The organism is Rhizobacter sp. (assembly GCF_035702065.1).
Taxonomy (GTDB): domain Bacteria; phylum Pseudomonadota; class Gammaproteobacteria; order Burkholderiales; family Burkholderiaceae_C; genus Rhizobacter.
On the sequence record NZ_DASSRA010000365.1, the window covers coordinates 1 to 15,034 of the forward strand.

The window sequence follows — 15,034 nt, forward strand, 5'->3', positions numbered from 1 at the left end:
CTTTCAGGCGGGGGTCGTCCATGGCCTTGGCCATGCCCACATCGCGCACCGCCTTGGAAGGCCAGACGATCCACGAGAAGACCACCGTCTCCTCGGGCTTGCGCTGCACGGCCAGCGGAAAGGAGGTGAGCTTGCCCTCGGGCACGTCGTCGCCCCAGCACTCGACCACGCGCAGCGCACCCTGCTCCTTGAACACGGCGGCCGCCGCAGTGGCCAGCCGTTGGTAGCTCTCGCGTTGCTGGGTGACGACCGGGACGACGAATCCATCGACATAGTTCATGGCGTTTCCTTTCGAAGTGGCGGGAAGGTGTCGGCGCACCAGGGCACCGTCTTGCACGACGAACGGCGAGGCTTGAGATCGACAGAGTGCGGCCAGGAGACGGCCCTGCACCCGCCGACCTTCGGCGAGTTCGTACACGAGGTCGTCGGCCACTCCCTGCTGGCCAAGGCCTGACGCTTCAGCGGCACACCGCGCCCGGCACCAGCACGATCTGCTTGCCACAGTGCACCACGACGGCCGCGCTGCGCGCGCTGTCGGTGATGTGGTTGATCAGCGACTGCAGTTCGCCCAGGGCCGCACCGTCGTAGCTCACCAGGCGGCCCTGGTTGACCTGGCTTTGCGACAGCGCCCCGTACTGCGTGGCCAGCAGGTGCTGGTCGGCGGTCTTGATGCCGTCGGCGACCGAGGCGCGCTGGCGTTGCACGGCGGCGCGGCGGATGCGCAGCACCTCGGTGTCGCGCGCCACCATCAACGGCAGCATCTGGCTCGCGTAGGTGTCCCACGCGGCGCGGCAGCCGGCGTCGCAGCCGATGTTGTCCCACTCCATCGCGGGCTTGGGCGCAGCGGCCTTCAGCGGCGTCTTCAGCACTTTGGCCACGGCGGCCTCGGTGTCGCGCCAGAGGGCCTGCTGGGCGTTCATGCGCGTTAGCTGCGCCTGGACGTAGGCCTCGCCCGTCTCGGCGGCGGCGCGCACGGCAGGCGGGTCTTCTGCCATGGCCTTGGCCTGGTTCTGGTAACGCTTGTCTTGGTTGAGCGGCTGGTTCATCTTCTGCGACATCGCCATCAGCTCCTGAGGCGACATCTTCTTCATGCGCTCCTGCACCTGCTGGGCGTAGGCCGGGTCGCTCTGCATGCGCGCCATGTCGATGCCGATGTCGGCCATGCCCTTGTTCATGTTCTCCATCACGACGTTGGACTGGGCCATGTGCCGCTCGCCCAGCTCGCGCTGGATTTGCTCGATGAAGCGCTGGTGGGCTTGGATGTCGGCATTCAGCGCCAGCAGGCCGGGGTGGACCAGCCGGCCGGTCTTGTCGACCCAGGTGGCCGCCTCTTCGGCGGTGGCCGGCAGCTCCGGAATGCGGTTGAACAGGGCGCCCACCGAGATGGGCTGCGGGGCGGTGGCGGGTGCGGCGGGGGCTTCGACCACCCAACCGAGCAAGGCCGCCAAGGCGGCCACGAACAGGGGTTTCTTCATGGGAATCTCTCCAATACCAGCGATGGAGAGCAGTGTCTTCAGCCCGGCCCGGTCCAACATCGCCCGAAGGAGCCATGGCCCGCGGCGCGGCGGGCCATCTCTTCCCTCCCCGCTGTCACAGCAGCTTGGATATGCCCATCGCCACCAGGCTCAGCAGCACGCTGCTGGCAAAGGGGATGAAGAACTCGCGGCCGAACAGCTTGAAGCGCAGGTCGCCCGGCAGGCGGCCCAGGCCGATCTTCTCCAGCCACTTGTGCAGAAAGCTGAACAGCAGCAGCGCAATGAAGATGACCAGCAACCATCTCAGGCCCATGGCGTGACTCCTGCGTTCACAGCCGGTGCGTCCGGTCGCCTTCGGCGAAGCCCAGCACCTGGGCCGCGAAGGCTTCGCCGCAACCGCGGGCCAGGCCGATCACCTTGAAGAGTTCACCCATCTCGTGCTCGTTGAGGAGCTTCTGCGCATGGGCCACGGTGGGCAGGTCGGCGCCCTGCAGCAGCTCCATCAGCCCGCAGTTCAGCAGGAAGCGCGCCTGCGAGGTGTAGCCCAGCACCTCCAGGCCGGCGTTCTGCGCGGCCAGCGCAATGCCGGTGAAGTTGACGTGGGCGGTGATGTCCTTGAGCCCCAGATCCACCAGCGGGTCGGTGTCGGCCAGGTGCGCGCGGTGGCACATCAGTGTGCCGCCGCTGCGCTGCGGGTGGTAGTACTCGGCCTCGGGGAAGCCGTAGTCAATGAAGAAGGCTGCGCCGCGCTGCAGGCGGTCGGCCAGCGTGGCGATGAAGGCCTCGGCCTGGTGGTGGATCTCGGTGACGGTGCCCGGCACGAAGGGGCCTTCGAAGGGCGGGCGCAGCGCCGTGGGCCGGTCTTCCCAGGCGAAGCTCGCCCCCGGTGCAACCACACCGCGCTCGAACCACTGCGAGCCGTCGAAGTACAGCAACTGCACCGGCATGGCGTCGAGCACCTCGTTGCCCACCACCACGCCGCCGAACTGCTCGGGCAGGCTGTCGGCCCACTGCACCGTGGCGCCGAAACGTGCCAGGCGCTCGCGCTGCCGCTCGCGCAGACTGCCGGAGAGGTCGACGATGGTGTAGCGGGTGACGGTCGGGCCGAGCGCCTCCAGCAGCTGCTCGGCCAGTGCGCCGGAGCCGGCGCCGAACTCCCACACCTCGCCGCTGCCGCAGGCCTGCAAGGCCTGAGCGACCTGCCGTGCGAGGGCGCGGCCGAACAAGGGAGAGAGTTCCGGCGCGGTGACGAAGTCGCTGCCCGAGCCCGGCATCAGGCCGAACTTGCGGCTGTCGTTGGCGTAGTAGCCCAGGCCGGGCGCGTACAAGGCCAGGGCCATGAAGCGGTCGAAGGGCATCCAGCCGCCCTGGCGGGCGATGGCCCGCCGGACCAGGCTGGACAGGGCGCCCGATACACTGGCGGACTCGTTGGAAACCATCTGCGCATTGTAGGAAGCATGTCAGCGCGCCCTGTCGCCCTTGTCACCGGCGCGGCCCGCCGCCTGGGCCGTGTGATTGCGCTCGACCTGGCCGCGCATGGCTTCGATGTGGCCGTGCACTATCGCCAGTCGCGCGACGAGGCCGAAGCCACCGTGGCGCTGGCCCGCACGGGCGGCGCCCAGGCGGCGAGCTTCGCGGCCGACCTGTCAGACGAAGCCGCCTGCCGCGCTCTGGTGCCCGCCGTGCTGGCGCGCTTCGGCCGGCTCGATGCGGTGGTCAACAGCGCCTCTACCTTCGAGTACGACGATGCACAGCGCTTCAGCGTGGCGGCAATGGAGACACACTGGCGCGCCAACACCGCCCCGGCGGTGCTGCTCGCACAGGCCCTGCATGCGCACCTCGCGGGCACCGAGCGGCAAGGCTGCGTCGTCAACCTGCTCGACCAGAAGCTCTACAACCTCAACCCCGACTACTTCTCGTACACGCTCTCCAAGGCCGCGCTGCAGGCCGCCACGGTGATGCTGGCGCAGGCGCTGGCGCCGACGCTGCGGGTGTGCGGCGTGGCGCCGGGCGTGACGCTGGTGTCGGGGGCGATGAGCGGCGCCGAGTTCGAGCAAGCCCACCAGCTCACGCCCCTGCAGCGCTCGTCCACGCCGGCCGATGTGGCCCATGCGGTGCGCTTCCTGATCGAATCACCGGCGATCACCGGCAGCACGCTGCTGGTGGATGGCGGGCAGCATCTGCAGGCTCAGAACCGCGATGTGATGTTCATCGCCAACCCCGACAAGAAAGCCTGACATGCAAAGCCTGCTCGGACACCAGGACCTGCGCGACTGCCGCCGTCTCTTCTTGCGCAACTACGAGGTGTGGATCAACATCGGCGTGCACGACTTCGAGAAGCGCGGCGAGCAACGCGTGCTGATCAACGTCGACCTGTACATCCCGCTGGCGGTGTCCACGCCCAAGAACGACGAGCTAGACGAAGTGGTCGACTACGACTTCATGCGCCGCAGCATCGGCGTGCGCATCAAGCAGGGCCACGTGCACCTGCAGGAGACGTTGTGCGACGACGTGCTGGCGCTGATGCTGGCCCACCCAAGGGTGAAGGCCGCGCGGGTCTCGACCGAGAAGCCCGATGTGTACCCCGACTGCGACGCGGTCGGCTGTGAAGTGTTTGGAATCAAGGAACTGTGATGAGTGCGGTACTGGAAAAAGACGAAGCAAACAAGACCGAAGCGAAAGCGGCCTTCGAGATCAACAAGCTGAGCAAGCGGCTGCACCGCCAGGTGGGCCAGGCGATTGCCGACTTCAACATGATCGAAGACGGCGACAAGGTGATGGTCTGCGTCTCGGGCGGGAAAGACAGCTACGCGCTGCTCGACATCCTGCTCAACCTGCAGCAGCGCGCGCCCATCCGCTTCGAGCTGGTCGCCGTCAACCTCGACCAGAAGCAGCCCGGCTTCCCCGACCACGTGCTGCCCGAGTACCTGAAGGCACGCGGCGTGCCCTTCCACATCGAGAACCAGGACACCTACTCCATCGTCAAGCGCCTCATCCCCGAGGGCAAGACCATGTGCAGCCTGTGCTCGCGGCTGCGCCGCGGCATCCTCTACCGCGTGGCGGGTGAACTGGGCTGCACCAAGGTCGCGCTCGGCCACCACCGCGACGACATGATCCAGACGCTCTTCATGAACATGTTCTTCGGCTCACGCATGAAAGGCATGCCGCCCAAGCTGGTGAGCGACGACGGCAAGAACATCGTGATCCGCCCGCTGGCCTACGTGGCCGAGACCGACCTCGAACGCTGGGCCGAGCACCGCGCGTTCCCCATCATCCCTTGCACGCTGTGCGGCAGCCAGGACAACCTGCAACGCGTGCAGATCAAGGCCATGCTGCGCGACTGGGACAAGCGCTTCCCCGGCCGCATCGACAACCTGTTCACGGCCATGGGCAACATCGTGCCCTCGCACATGATGGACCGGAACCTCTACCCCTTCACCACGCTCAAAACCACCGGCGTGCCCGAGGCGGGCGGCGACATCGCCTTCGATGACGATGAAGGCTGCGCCCCACCGGCGGCCACGGCGGATGCTGCGGTGATCAAGCTGCAGCGCTGAAGAAAGGCTAGGAGTTCGAACGATGCGCTGGCTGTCTGCGGTGGTGCTGGGCTTGGCGGCAACCCTGTCCGGTTGCGCGGCACTCAACACCGTCGACAGCGAGGTCTCGACCTTCAGCCAGTGGCCCGAAGGCCGCAAGCCGGGCACCTTCGCCTTCGAGCGGCTGCCCTCCCAGCAGGTGCGCCCGCAGGAACAGGAGCAGCTGGAGTCGATCGCCCGCACCGCCCTCTATTCGGCCGGTTTCCAGGAGGCGGGTGACCCCAAGCAGGCCGACGTCACGGTGCTGCTGGGCTTGCGCATCTCGCGCACCGACCCCTACCCCTATTACTACGACCCGCTGTGGTGGCGCGGGGGCTTCTACTACCCCTACCCACGCGTGGCGCGGCCCTACTGGGGGCCGGGGTTCTGGGGGCCGTGGTCCTGGGGGCCGGCCTACCCGATGATGTACGACAGCCCACGCTACGACCGCGAGGTGGCGGTGCTGCTGCGCGACCGCCAGAGCAACCAGCCGCTCTATGAGGCCCGCGCGGCCAGCGATGGCCTGAACTCCGGCAGCGACCGCCTGATGGCCGCGATGTTCATGGCGGCGATGAAGGACTTCCCGTCCAGCGGCGCCAACCCACGCCGCATCAGCATCCAACTACCTGAATGACGGCCCCAAGGCCGCCTGCGGCGTCCGCCCCCCGAGGGGAGCGAGAAAGCTTGGGGCGGCCCGGCGCTTTCTCGGTCTCTACTTCGCTGCGTCGGCGGCCAGCGCGCGCGCGTCGTCTTCCCACGATTTGAGCTTCTTCACCGCGGCGAGCCGCTGCTCGCGGCTGGTGCTGTTGTGCAGCTGCGCCGTGACGTTGCAGTTGTATTGCATCAGGCGCGCCTGGTAGTTGAGGTAGACCTCGCGCGGGGAGCGCTGCACGTGCTGCACCAGCATGCGCAGGGCCGCCAGGGTCTGGTCGGCCGGGGCGCGCTCGGTGACGAGGCGGCGCAGCGTGCGCAGCGCGTCCTGCTGGCGCAGCATGCGCTCCTCCAGCCAGAGCTGGGGGTCGAAGGGCGACGCAGCGATGCTGCGCCTGAGCATCTCGACCTGCGCATCGTCGAGGCGGCCGTAGAAGGTCTCGGCCCGGTCAACGGCCCGCTCCAGCGACTTGTCGCGCCGCTCCTGCGGGTCGGCTTGCAGGTAGTCGTTGCGAAACTCGGCGTTGACCTTGGCGTACTTGCGCTCGATGTGCGCGATCTGCTGCAGCGTGAGGCTTTGCACCGTCTCCACCGCCGCGGGCAACGCTCGGTCGAGCATGGGATCGATGCGGCTCCAGGCCTCGTCGTACCAGCGGCACACCTGCGCCGGCGTGATGGGCTCGGTCGCCTGCACCTGCAGGCGCACCAGGAACTGCGCGTAGTCGGGCAACTGGGTGGCGCGGTGCCAGCGGAACCAGCCATCGAGCGCCTCGCGCGCCTTGGGTGTCTGCAACTCGTTGAAGTCGGCGTAGCCGTCGAGCCACCAGTAACCCAGTTCGGGCCCTTGTCCATAGGCAAAGCGCACCGCCCCACACCCGCAAAGCAGGGTGGCCATGGCGAGCAGCCCACCGATAATCAGTGACTTCCAAAAAGGACGTTGCATGGCGCTCGACATCGTGATCATGGCCGCGGGCAAGGGCACCCGCATGAAATCCAGCCTGCCCAAGGTTCTGCATACGCTGGCCGGGCGCAGTTTATTGCAGCATGTGCTGCAGACCGCCACCTCGCTCGGGGCCGAGCGCATCATCACCATCACCGGCCACGGCGCAGAGCAGGTCGAAGCCGCCGTGAAGGCGCCGCACCTGCAGTTCGTGCGCCAGATGCCGCAGCTCGGCACCGGCCACGCGGTGCAGCAGGCCGTGCCCGCGCTGCATGCCGAAGGCACCACGCTGATCCTGAACGGCGACGTGCCGCTGATCGGCGCCGACACCGCCCGCGCCCTCGTCGAGGCCTGCGGCGGCACGAAGCTCGCGCTGCTGACCATCGAACTGGCCGACCCGAGCGGCTACGGGCGCATCGTGCGCCAGGGTGAGGCGGTGCAGGCCATCGTCGAGCACAAGGACGCCTCGCCCGCGCAACGCGCGATCCGCGAGGTCTACACCGGCATGATGGCCGTGCCCACCGCCGCGCTGAAGCGCTGGCTGGCGAAGCTCAAGAACGACAACGCCCAGGGCGAGTACTACCTGACCGACGTGGTCGCGATGGCGGTGGCCGAAGGCACGCCGGTGGTGGCCGCGCAACCAAAGAGCGAGACCGAGGTGCTGGGCGTCAACAGCCCGCTGCAGCTGGCCGACCTGGAGCGGCGCTACCAGCGGCGACTGGCCGAGGCCCACATGGAAGCCGGCGTGCGCCTGGCCGACCCGGCGCGCTTCGACGTGCGCGGCGAGTTGCAGTGCGGCAGCGACGTCGAGATCGACATCGGCTGCATCTTCGAAGGCCAGGTCACTCTCGGCAACGAGGTGCGCATCGGCGCGCACTGCGTGATCCGCAATGCGCGCATCGCCGATGGCGTGGTGATCCACCCGATGACGCACATCGACGGCGGCAAGGAAGGCGTGACGGTCGGGGCCGGCTCGCTGATCGGTCCCTTCGCTCGCCTGCGTCCCGGTGCGGTGCTGGGTGCCGAAGTGCACATCGGCAACTTCGTCGAAGTGAAGAACTCCACGCTGGCCGATGGCGCCAAGGCCAACCACCTCGCCTACCTGGGCGACGCGACCGTGGGCGAGCGCGTGAACTACGGCGCCGGCAGCATCACCGCCAACTACGACGGTGCCAACAAGCACCGCACGGTGATCGGCAACGACGTGCACGTGGGCAGCAACTGTGTGCTGGTCGCGCCGGTCACGCTGGGCGACGGGGCCACCATCGGCGGCGGCTCCACCGTCACCAAGAACGTGGCGGCCGGCGACCTGGCCGTGGCGCGCGGCAAGCAGGTGACGATCGCCGGCTGGCAGCGGCCGCAGAAGAAGAAGTGACGCGCCGCGCCGAGTTCAGCGCTTCGTCGATGCCCAGGCCTGGAACTCGGCCAGCGGCAGCGGCGGGCTGATCAAGAGGCCCTGCAGCTCGTCGCAATCGAGCCGCGTGAGGAAGCCGCGCTGGGCCTCGGTCTCGACGCCCTCGGCAATCACCGACAGCCCCAGGCCGCGCGCCATTTGCACGATGGCGCGGGCGATCGCCGCCGAATCGCTCTCTCCCGGCAGGCCGAGCACGAAGGAACGGTCGATCTTCATCTTGTCGATGGGCAGCTCCTTGAGGTGCGCCAGCGAAGAGTAGCCGGTGCCGAAGTCGTCGACCGAGATGCGGATGCCCAGGTCCTTGAGCTCGCGCAGCTTGCGCTTCACCTCGGGCAGGTCGTCCATGAGCATGCGTTCGGTGAGTTCGAACTCGAGCAGATCGCCGGACACGCCTTCCTCGGCCAGCAGCTGCTCGATGAGGGCAGTGAAGCCACTGGTCTGGAACTGCACCGTCGAGAGGTTGACGGCCACCGGCACACCCACCAGGCCCGCGGCGTGCAGCGCGCGTGCAGCACGTGCAGCCTCGCGCAGCACCCATTGCCCGATGGGCAGCATCAGGCGCTGCTGCTCGGCCAACGGGATGAAGGCATCGGGCTGCAGCAGCCCGCGCTCGGGGTGGTTCCAGCGGATCAGCGCCTCGGCACCGACCAGCACGCCATCGCGCGAGCGCAGCTGCGGCTGGAAGTGCAGCACGAACTCGCCGCGCGCGAGGGCCTGCGCCATCTGGCTCTCGAGCACCAGCGCGGCGTAGGCCGAACTCGCCATCTCGGAGGTGAAGAACTGGAAGTTGGCGCGACCACGCGACTTGGCCAGGTACATGGCGGTGTCGGCGTTCTTGATGAGGTCGTCGGCGGTCTCGCCATCGTGCGGGAACATCGAGATGCCGATCGAAGGCGTGACGGAGATCAACCGGCCGTCGACGTTGACTGGCACCTCGATGGCGGCCAGCAGCTTCTGCGCCACCTCTTCCACGTCCATGCGCTGCAGCGTGCGCGGCAGCAGCACGATGAACTCGTCGCCGCCGAAGCGGGCCACGATGTCGGTGGCGCGCAGGCTCTCGGTGATGCGGCGCGCGAGCGTCTGCAGCAGCGTGTCGCCCACCAGGTGGCCGAGCGAGTCGTTGACGCGCTTGAAGTGATCGAGGTCGATGAACAGCAGCGCCACCTGCGAGTCGTTGCGGCGCGCGGCGGCGATCATGTGGCCCAGGTGCTCCATCAGGCTCAGGCGGTTGGGCAGCCCCGTCAGCGCGTCGTTGTGCGCCATGTGCCGGATGTGCGCCTGCGCGGCATGGCGGTCGCGGATGTCGCGGATGATGCTCATGCGCATGCGCTCGCCGTGGCGGACGATGGTGCGCACGATGTACTCGATGGGCACGCGGTGCCCGTCCTTGTGCAGGATGACGCTCTCGTAGGTGCTCTCTTCGCCGGCCTCCATCACCGCGGCCACCTTGGCCGTTTGGTCGGAGGGCACGAAGTCGAACACGTGGCGGCCGATCAGCTCGTCGAGCGAGTAGCCGATGAGCTCACACAGCGGTTCGTTGGCGTCGGTCAGGTAGCCGGCCTTGTGGAACAGGATGCCTTCCACGCTGGCCTGCATGAACTTGGCCAGGCGCTCTTCCGACTCGCGCACCGACTGCTCCGCCAGGCGGTGCTTGGTGATGTCGGTGATGAGCACGAAGGCCGCAACCAGCGAGCCATCGGCGCCGAGGTGCGGAATGAGGTTGACTTCCAGCCAGTGCCGCTTGCCGTCGGGGCTGCGCAGCTCACGCTCGTACGAGGTGGCCTTGCGCTCGGTCATCAGGTAGTCGACGTAGGGCTGGATGACCTCGGCGGCCTCCCTGCCGATGATCTCGGCGAAGGTGCGCCCGATCACCGAGTTCTCGTCGAAGCCGAAGGTGTGCGCGTAGAGCTTGTTGGCGAACAGGCAGCGGAAGGTGCCCGCCTCGAAGTAGGAGATCAGCACCGGAACGTTGTCGGCCAGCAGCTGGAACTGGTCGGCGCGGGCCCGGGCCGAGAGTTCGGCCAGCCGGGTGGCGGTCACGTCGTTCAGCGCACAGAGGTAGGCGTTCTGCTCGGGCAGCCAGCGCGCACTGCAATCGAGCCAGGCGTCGGCCCAGGTCGAGCTGCGCGAGCGCGGCATGCGCAGGTTGAGCGTGAAGTCGGTGCGGCCGGCCAATGCCGCCGTGAGCGCCGCGGCCGACTCACCGCTCAGCACCGCCGGCAGGGCCAGGCCGGCGTCGGTGGTGTGCGAGAGGCGGCTGAACTCGGTGAAGGCGCGGTTGCTGCGCAGCAGTTCCCCTTCGGGCGACAGCCACACCAGCATGCAAGGCAAGGTGTCTGCATCGGGCAGGTCGCTGGCGCGGGGCGGGGGGTGCTGGGTCATGGAGGCGGAAGGCTCACGCTCACAGGTGAGCGGCCATGATAGCCGTGCCCCTGCGTACCCCGCTGGCAGCTCAGCCTGGCGATTGTTGCGTTTGTTGCGACTGGGCGAGCACTTCGCGCGCCAGGCAGAGGTCATCCCAGGAGCGAGCCTTGTCTTCCGGGTTGCGCAGCAGGTAGGCCGGGTGGTAGGTGACGATCAGCGGCACGCCCTGGTACTGGTGCACGCGGCCACGCAGGCGACCGATGGGCTCGGTGCTGCGCAGCAGGCTTTGCACCGCGAATCGGCCCATGGCCAGGATGATGCGCGGCTGCACCAGCGCGATCTGGCGGATGAGGAAGGGCTCGCATTGCGCCAGCTCGGCCGGCTCGGGGTTGCGGTTGCCGGGCGGGCGGCACTTGAGGGTGTTGGCGATGTAGACCTGCGACTCGGATGCCGCCTCGCCGCGCGTCAGACCCACGGCACGCAGCATGTTGTCGAGCAACTGGCCCGACTTGCCGACGAAGGGCTCGCCCTCGCGGTCTTCCTGCTCGCCGGGCGCTTCGCCGACGATCATCCAGTGGGCACGCTCGTTGCCGACGCCGAACACCGTCTGCCGGCGGCTGCTGCACAGCGTGCAGGCGGTGCAGCCGGCCACCGCCTCGCGCAGCGCGGGCCAGCCCATGGTCTCGATGCCGAGCGGGCGCGAACCAGGTTGGGCTTGTGGGGGCGACACCGCCTGGCGCATGGCCGGCGCTGCGGCGACCGGTGCGCTGGCCTGTACCACCTCGGCAGGTGCGGATGGCGGCTCGGCCACATCGGGAGAACTCCAGACGCGGATGCCCATCTCGCCCAGCATGGCGATCTGGCGCTCACTCCAGCCCATGCGGCGCTCCAGGTGTGAGGGCCAGGCTCATCACGACCGCATCTTCGCGGCCGCTGGCGTGCGTGCTGCGCGCAGCCGGGTAGTAGCCACGGCGCAGGCCGATGTGGACAAAGCCACAGTGTTCATAGATGGCACGCGCACGGACATTGCTCTCGCGCACCTCGAGCCAGATCTGATGAGCACGCTTGCTGCGGCCGAGCGCGCACAACTCGTCGAGCAGGAAGCGCGCATGGCCCTGCCCTTGCGCAGCCGGGGCCACGGTGATGTTGAGCAGGTGCAACTCGTCCACGCCCTCCATCGCGATGAAGTAGCCGAGCAGCTCGCCCTGGGCACCGTACAGCACCTGGGCGGGGTAGCCGGCAGCCAGCGAGTCGATGAAGTTGCCGCGCGTCCAGGGGAAGGGATAGGCCTGCAGCTCGATCTCGAGCACGGCATCGAGCTGCTGCGTGGTCATGGGCAGCAGCAGGCGTTCGTCGCGCAATACCGCGCTCATGCCGCAGCCTCCTTGGCAAGGCGGATGGCCTCGCGCTCCTGCGTGGTCTGCGCCACCTTGTCGCGCAGATACACCGGCAGGGCATGGGCTGCGTCCACGCGCACACCGGCAGACCAGAGCTGCTGCGCGACTTCGGCCAGGGCCCGAGCGCGCGAACCGGCTTGCGAGATCCGCTGCGCGCGACCGGTGCGCAGCCTGTCGCCGAAGGCGTCGAGCGCTGAGCCGGCAACAACCGCAGGCGACTCGGCCAGCCAGTGCGCATGGAGCGCGTCCACCGCGTACAGCGCCGGCACCGACAGCACCGACCAGCGCGTGCCCTGCCAGCGGTAGGCCGCGGCGTAGATCTCGTCCATGCGCGCGTCCATCGCCACCCAGAGCTCGTCCACCCCGGCCTGGTTGCGTGCATCCTGCGCCACCAGCATCAGGCTGTCGACCGGCACCACCGGCTTCCCCGCACCGAAGGCCAGGCCCTGGGCCACCGAGCAGGCCGTGCGCAGGCCGGTGAAGGCACCGGGCCCGCAGCCGAAGGCGATGGCATCGAGTTCGGCCAGCGAGCAGCCGGCCTCGGCCAGCAAGGCGAGCAACTCGGGAATGAGCCGCGCCGACGCCTGCGCACCGCCCGCCGAGTCGCGCGCCAGCAGGCCCTGCGCACTGTGCAGGGCGATGCTCATCGCTTCGGTGGAGGTGTCGAATGCCAGCAGCTGGGCCATGGGCCAGAGTCTACCGGGCGGGGGTGCGTGCGATCATTCCCGCATGCCTCTCTTCCGCGTTTCACGTGCCCTCGTGCACGCCCTCGCCCTGGGTGCGATCGTGTCGGCGACACCCGCCCAGGCCGGCCCCCTGCCGCCCGAGGTCGAAGCCGCCCTGCAGCGCGCCAACGTGCCGCGCGAGGCCATGGTGGTGGTGGCCCAGGAGGTGGGGGCGAGCACGCCGCGCCTGGCCTGGCAGCCGCAGGTGCTGGTCAACCCGGCCTCGCTGATGAAGCTCGTGACCACCACCGTGGCACTCGACCTGCTCGGCCCGGCCTGGAGCTGGACCACGCCGGTGTGGCTGCAGGGCACCGCACTCAATGGCGTGCTCGACGGCAACCTGGTGATCAAGGGCAGCGGCGACCCCAAGCTCGTGCAGGAGCGCCTGTGGCTGGCGCTGCGCCGCGTGCAGCAGCTGGGGGTGCGCGAGATCCGCGGCGACATCGTGCTCGACCGCAGCGCCTTCCCCCTCTTGCCGCACAACCCGGCCGAGTTCGACAACGAGCCCTACCGGCCGTCGAACGCCGGGCCCGACGCGCTGCTGCTGAACTACAAGTCGGTGCTGCTCACCTTCACACCCGACGTGTCGCGCGGCATCGCCATCGTCTCCAGCGAGCCGCCGCTGGCGGGCGTGCGCGTCGACCTCAGCGTGCCGCTCAGCAACGGCCCGTGCGACGACTGGCGCGGTGCGCTCAAGCCCGACTTCATCGACCCGCTGCGCATCCACTTCACCGGCAGCTACAGCGCCAACTGCGCCGAGCGCCAGTGGCCGCTGGCCTATGCCGACCCGCGCAGCTACAACGCGCGCGCGCTGGCCGGCCTGTGGCGCGAGATGGGCGGCCGGCTCACCGGGCGGGTGCGCGACGGCGTGGCGCCCACCGATCCGCCGAACTTCGAGCTGAGCTCGCCACCGCTGGCGGAGGTGATCCGCGACATCAACAAGTTCAGCAACAACGTGATGGCGCAGCAGCTCTTCCTCACGCTGGGCCTCACGCAGCGCGGCAGCGGCACCCCCGAACAAGCGCGCGAGGTGGTGCGCCAGTGGCTGGCCGACCGCCTGGGCGAGAGCAACCGCGGCCTGCTGATCGACAACGGCTCGGGCCTCTCGCGCGACACGCGCATCACGGCACAGCTGCTGGCCCGGCTGCTGCAAGCGGCGTATGCCGGCCCGGCCATGCCGGAGCTGATGAGTTCGCTGCCGGTGACCGGCATCGACGGCACGCTGCGCCGCGCGCGCAACGCCGCCATGGGGCGCGCGCACCTGAAGACCGGCTCGCTGCGCGACGTGGTGGGCGTCGCCGGCTACGTGCTGAGTTTCGGCGGACGGCGCTACGTGCTGGTGGCGGTCATCAACCACCCCAATGCCAACGCGGCGCGCCCGGCACTCGAAGCGCTGATCCAGTGGACGGCGGGCGACATGGCCCCCGCGCTCGAACCCGTGCCACTGAACGGGCCCGCCTCCAGCTCGACGGTGGTGCCGGTCGTGCTGCCCGATACGCCCCCCACGCCGCCGCCCAGCGAACCACCCGCCTCACAGGCCCTGCCGGCGTCGGCACCTGCTTCTGCTGCGAACTGACCGAATGAACACCCTCTTCACCGACTGGCTGGGCTACGCCGCCGCCTCGCTCACCACCGGCTCGTTTGCGCTGCAAGCCTGGCACACCTTCACGACGCGGGACGTGAGCGGCATCTCGCTGGGCATGTACAGCGCCTTCACGCTGGGCGTGGCGCTGTGGCTGGCCTATGGGCTGGTGCTGGGATCCTGGCCCGTGACCATCGCCAATGCCATCACCGTGGCGCTGGCAACGAGCATCCTGGTGATGAAGCTCGTGATCGAAGCGCGGCAGCGCCGTGCGGGCTAGAACGGGTTGGTTCGCACGCGGTTCACGGCCAGACCCGCCACACGGCTCTGGCCAGCAGCACCCAAGCGCGTGTCGTCGGCCCACAGCCAATAGGCGCCATAGCTGTCGATGGCGAGCGGCACCAGGGTGGTCTGGTTGCAGTCGGGCAACGCCACGTTGCAAGCCGCCTCCGTCACGTTGTTGAGCACGTAGTTGGGCGGGTAGCGCACCATCGACAACACCAGTTCGTCGGACTGGATCAGGCCCACGGAATGGCCACCATCAGCCACCTCGTTGAGCTTCAGGCGCAAGGCCTTGTTGTACTCCGTGGTGAGCTGATCCAGGAGCGTGGCGCGGCCGTCGCCCGGGTGGGCCAGTTCCTCGCCGGTGGCAAATGGCGACAGACTCAGGCTGTAGATGGTGGACACCACCACCTTCGCGCCCAGGTTGGTCAGGCGCACGACCTGCGCACCCAGCTCGTTGCCGGCCTGCTGCACACCGGCGATCAGCACATCACGGCTCACACCGGGTTCGTTCTGGAGCCGGTTGTACTGGGCTTGCACGTCATGCAAACCGACCATCACGGCAATCAGATCCTTGCTGTTGAACGGCCCGTTCTGGCTGAGAAACTGATCGACCTGGCCGGCAATGT

The 15,034-nt window shown here is 68.6% G+C and carries 16 protein-coding genes and 1 pseudogene; 7 read left to right on the top strand and 10 right to left on the bottom strand.

The features are described from left to right. The 4 genes from VFL64_RS16105 to VFL64_RS16120 all read right to left on the bottom strand — a co-directional run. Positions 1 to 280, bottom strand: a 280-nt coding sequence (locus tag VFL64_RS16105; RefSeq protein WP_489541393.1) for a DUF1428 domain-containing protein, incomplete at its 3' end; no start/stop codon positions are given. Positions 281 to 458: 178 nt separating this feature from the next. After that, positions 459 to 1,475: a hypothetical protein gene (locus VFL64_RS16110; protein ID WP_489541394.1), complete on the bottom strand. Its 1,017-nt coding sequence runs from the start codon at positions 1,473 to 1,475 to the stop codon at positions 459 to 461. 115 nt (positions 1,476 to 1,590) lie between these two features. Next, entirely contained in the window at positions 1,591 to 1,788 is a 198-nt protein-coding gene (locus VFL64_RS16115) for a DUF2905 domain-containing protein (RefSeq protein WP_489541395.1), read from the bottom strand. 16 nt (positions 1,789 to 1,804) lie between these two features. After that, positions 1,805 to 2,914: a class I SAM-dependent methyltransferase gene (locus tag VFL64_RS16120; protein ID WP_489541396.1), complete on the bottom strand. Its 1,110-nt coding sequence runs from the start codon at positions 2,912 to 2,914 to the stop codon at positions 1,805 to 1,807. Positions 2,915 to 2,932: 18 nt separating this feature from the next. Between VFL64_RS16120 and VFL64_RS16125 the strand changes: the two genes are divergently transcribed. Genes VFL64_RS16125 through VFL64_RS16140 form a run of 4 tightly spaced genes read left to right on the top strand, consistent with a single transcriptional unit; the run spans position 2,933 to position 5,684 of the window. Then, a complete protein-coding gene (locus VFL64_RS16125; protein ID WP_489541397.1) occupies positions 2,933 to 3,712 on the top strand; it encodes an SDR family oxidoreductase in 780 nt (259 codons plus the stop codon). Between the two features lies 1 nt (position 3,713). Next, positions 3,714 to 4,109 (top strand): dihydroneopterin aldolase, encoded by a 396-nt coding sequence (locus VFL64_RS16130; protein WP_489541398.1) that lies wholly within the window; start codon positions 3,714 to 3,716, stop codon positions 4,107 to 4,109. Continuing rightward, a complete protein-coding gene (gene ttcA, locus VFL64_RS16135) occupies positions 4,109 to 5,032 on the top strand; it encodes a tRNA 2-thiocytidine(32) synthetase TtcA (RefSeq protein WP_489541399.1) in 924 nt (307 codons plus the stop codon). The genes VFL64_RS16130 and ttcA overlap by 1 nt, the downstream gene beginning before the upstream one ends. Before the next feature lie 22 nt (positions 5,033 to 5,054). Then, positions 5,055 to 5,684: a DUF4136 domain-containing protein gene (locus tag VFL64_RS16140; protein ID WP_489541400.1), complete on the top strand. Its 630-nt coding sequence runs from the start codon at positions 5,055 to 5,057 to the stop codon at positions 5,682 to 5,684. A gap of 78 nt (positions 5,685 to 5,762) precedes the next feature. Here VFL64_RS16140 and VFL64_RS16145 read toward each other — a convergent pair whose 3' ends face one another. Beyond that, positions 5,763 to 6,596, bottom strand: a complete 834-nt coding sequence (locus VFL64_RS16145; protein ID WP_489541401.1) for a DUF6279 family lipoprotein — start codon at positions 6,594 to 6,596, stop codon at positions 5,763 to 5,765. A gap of 46 nt (positions 6,597 to 6,642) precedes the next feature. On the opposite strand from VFL64_RS16145, the gene glmU reads away from it, so the two are divergent. Beyond that, positions 6,643 to 8,016 carry a bifunctional UDP-N-acetylglucosamine diphosphorylase/glucosamine-1-phosphate N-acetyltransferase GlmU gene (glmU, locus tag VFL64_RS16150; RefSeq protein WP_489541402.1) on the top strand — a complete coding sequence of 458 codons (1,374 nt, stop codon included), beginning with the start codon at positions 6,643 to 6,645 and terminating at the stop codon, positions 8,014 to 8,016. Positions 8,017 to 8,031: 15 nt separating this feature from the next. Here glmU and VFL64_RS16155 read toward each other — a convergent pair whose 3' ends face one another. The 4 genes from VFL64_RS16155 to tsaB all read right to left on the bottom strand — a co-directional run bounded on the left by VFL64_RS16155 (position 8,032) and on the right by tsaB (position 12,502). Then, the gene (locus VFL64_RS16155) at positions 8,032 to 10,437 is read right to left on the bottom strand and encodes an EAL domain-containing protein (protein WP_489541403.1); all 2,406 of its coding nucleotides are present in this window, start codon (positions 10,435 to 10,437) and stop codon (positions 8,032 to 8,034) included. 70 nt (positions 10,438 to 10,507) lie between these two features. After that, the gene (locus VFL64_RS16160) at positions 10,508 to 11,299 is read right to left on the bottom strand and encodes a uracil-DNA glycosylase (RefSeq protein ID WP_489541404.1); all 792 of its coding nucleotides are present in this window, start codon (positions 11,297 to 11,299) and stop codon (positions 10,508 to 10,510) included. Beyond that, positions 11,286 to 11,792, bottom strand: a complete 507-nt coding sequence (gene rimI, locus VFL64_RS16165) for a ribosomal protein S18-alanine N-acetyltransferase (RefSeq protein WP_489541405.1) — start codon at positions 11,790 to 11,792, stop codon at positions 11,286 to 11,288. The genes VFL64_RS16160 and rimI overlap by 14 nt, the downstream gene beginning before the upstream one ends. Then, positions 11,789 to 12,502, bottom strand: coding sequence for a tRNA (adenosine(37)-N6)-threonylcarbamoyltransferase complex dimerization subunit type 1 TsaB (gene tsaB, locus VFL64_RS16170; RefSeq protein WP_489541406.1), 714 nt, complete (start codon positions 12,500 to 12,502; stop codon positions 11,789 to 11,791). The genes rimI and tsaB overlap by 4 nt, the downstream gene beginning before the upstream one ends. A 43-nt stretch (positions 12,503 to 12,545) precedes the next feature. Here tsaB and dacB point away from each other — a divergent pair, with 43 nt between their 5' ends. Beyond that, positions 12,546 to 14,117, top strand: a complete 1,572-nt coding sequence (gene dacB, locus VFL64_RS16175) for a D-alanyl-D-alanine carboxypeptidase/D-alanyl-D-alanine endopeptidase (protein ID WP_489541407.1) — start codon at positions 12,546 to 12,548, stop codon at positions 14,115 to 14,117. Positions 14,118 to 14,121: 4 nt separating this feature from the next. Further along, positions 14,122 to 14,403 (top strand): SemiSWEET transporter, encoded by a 282-nt coding sequence (locus tag VFL64_RS16180; RefSeq protein WP_489541408.1) that lies wholly within the window; start codon positions 14,122 to 14,124, stop codon positions 14,401 to 14,403. Here VFL64_RS16180 and VFL64_RS16185 read toward each other — a convergent pair. Beyond that, positions 14,400 to 15,034: pseudogene (locus tag VFL64_RS16185) on the bottom strand (hypothetical protein); the annotation flags it as partial. The gene VFL64_RS16180 and the pseudogene VFL64_RS16185 overlap by 4 nt on opposite strands.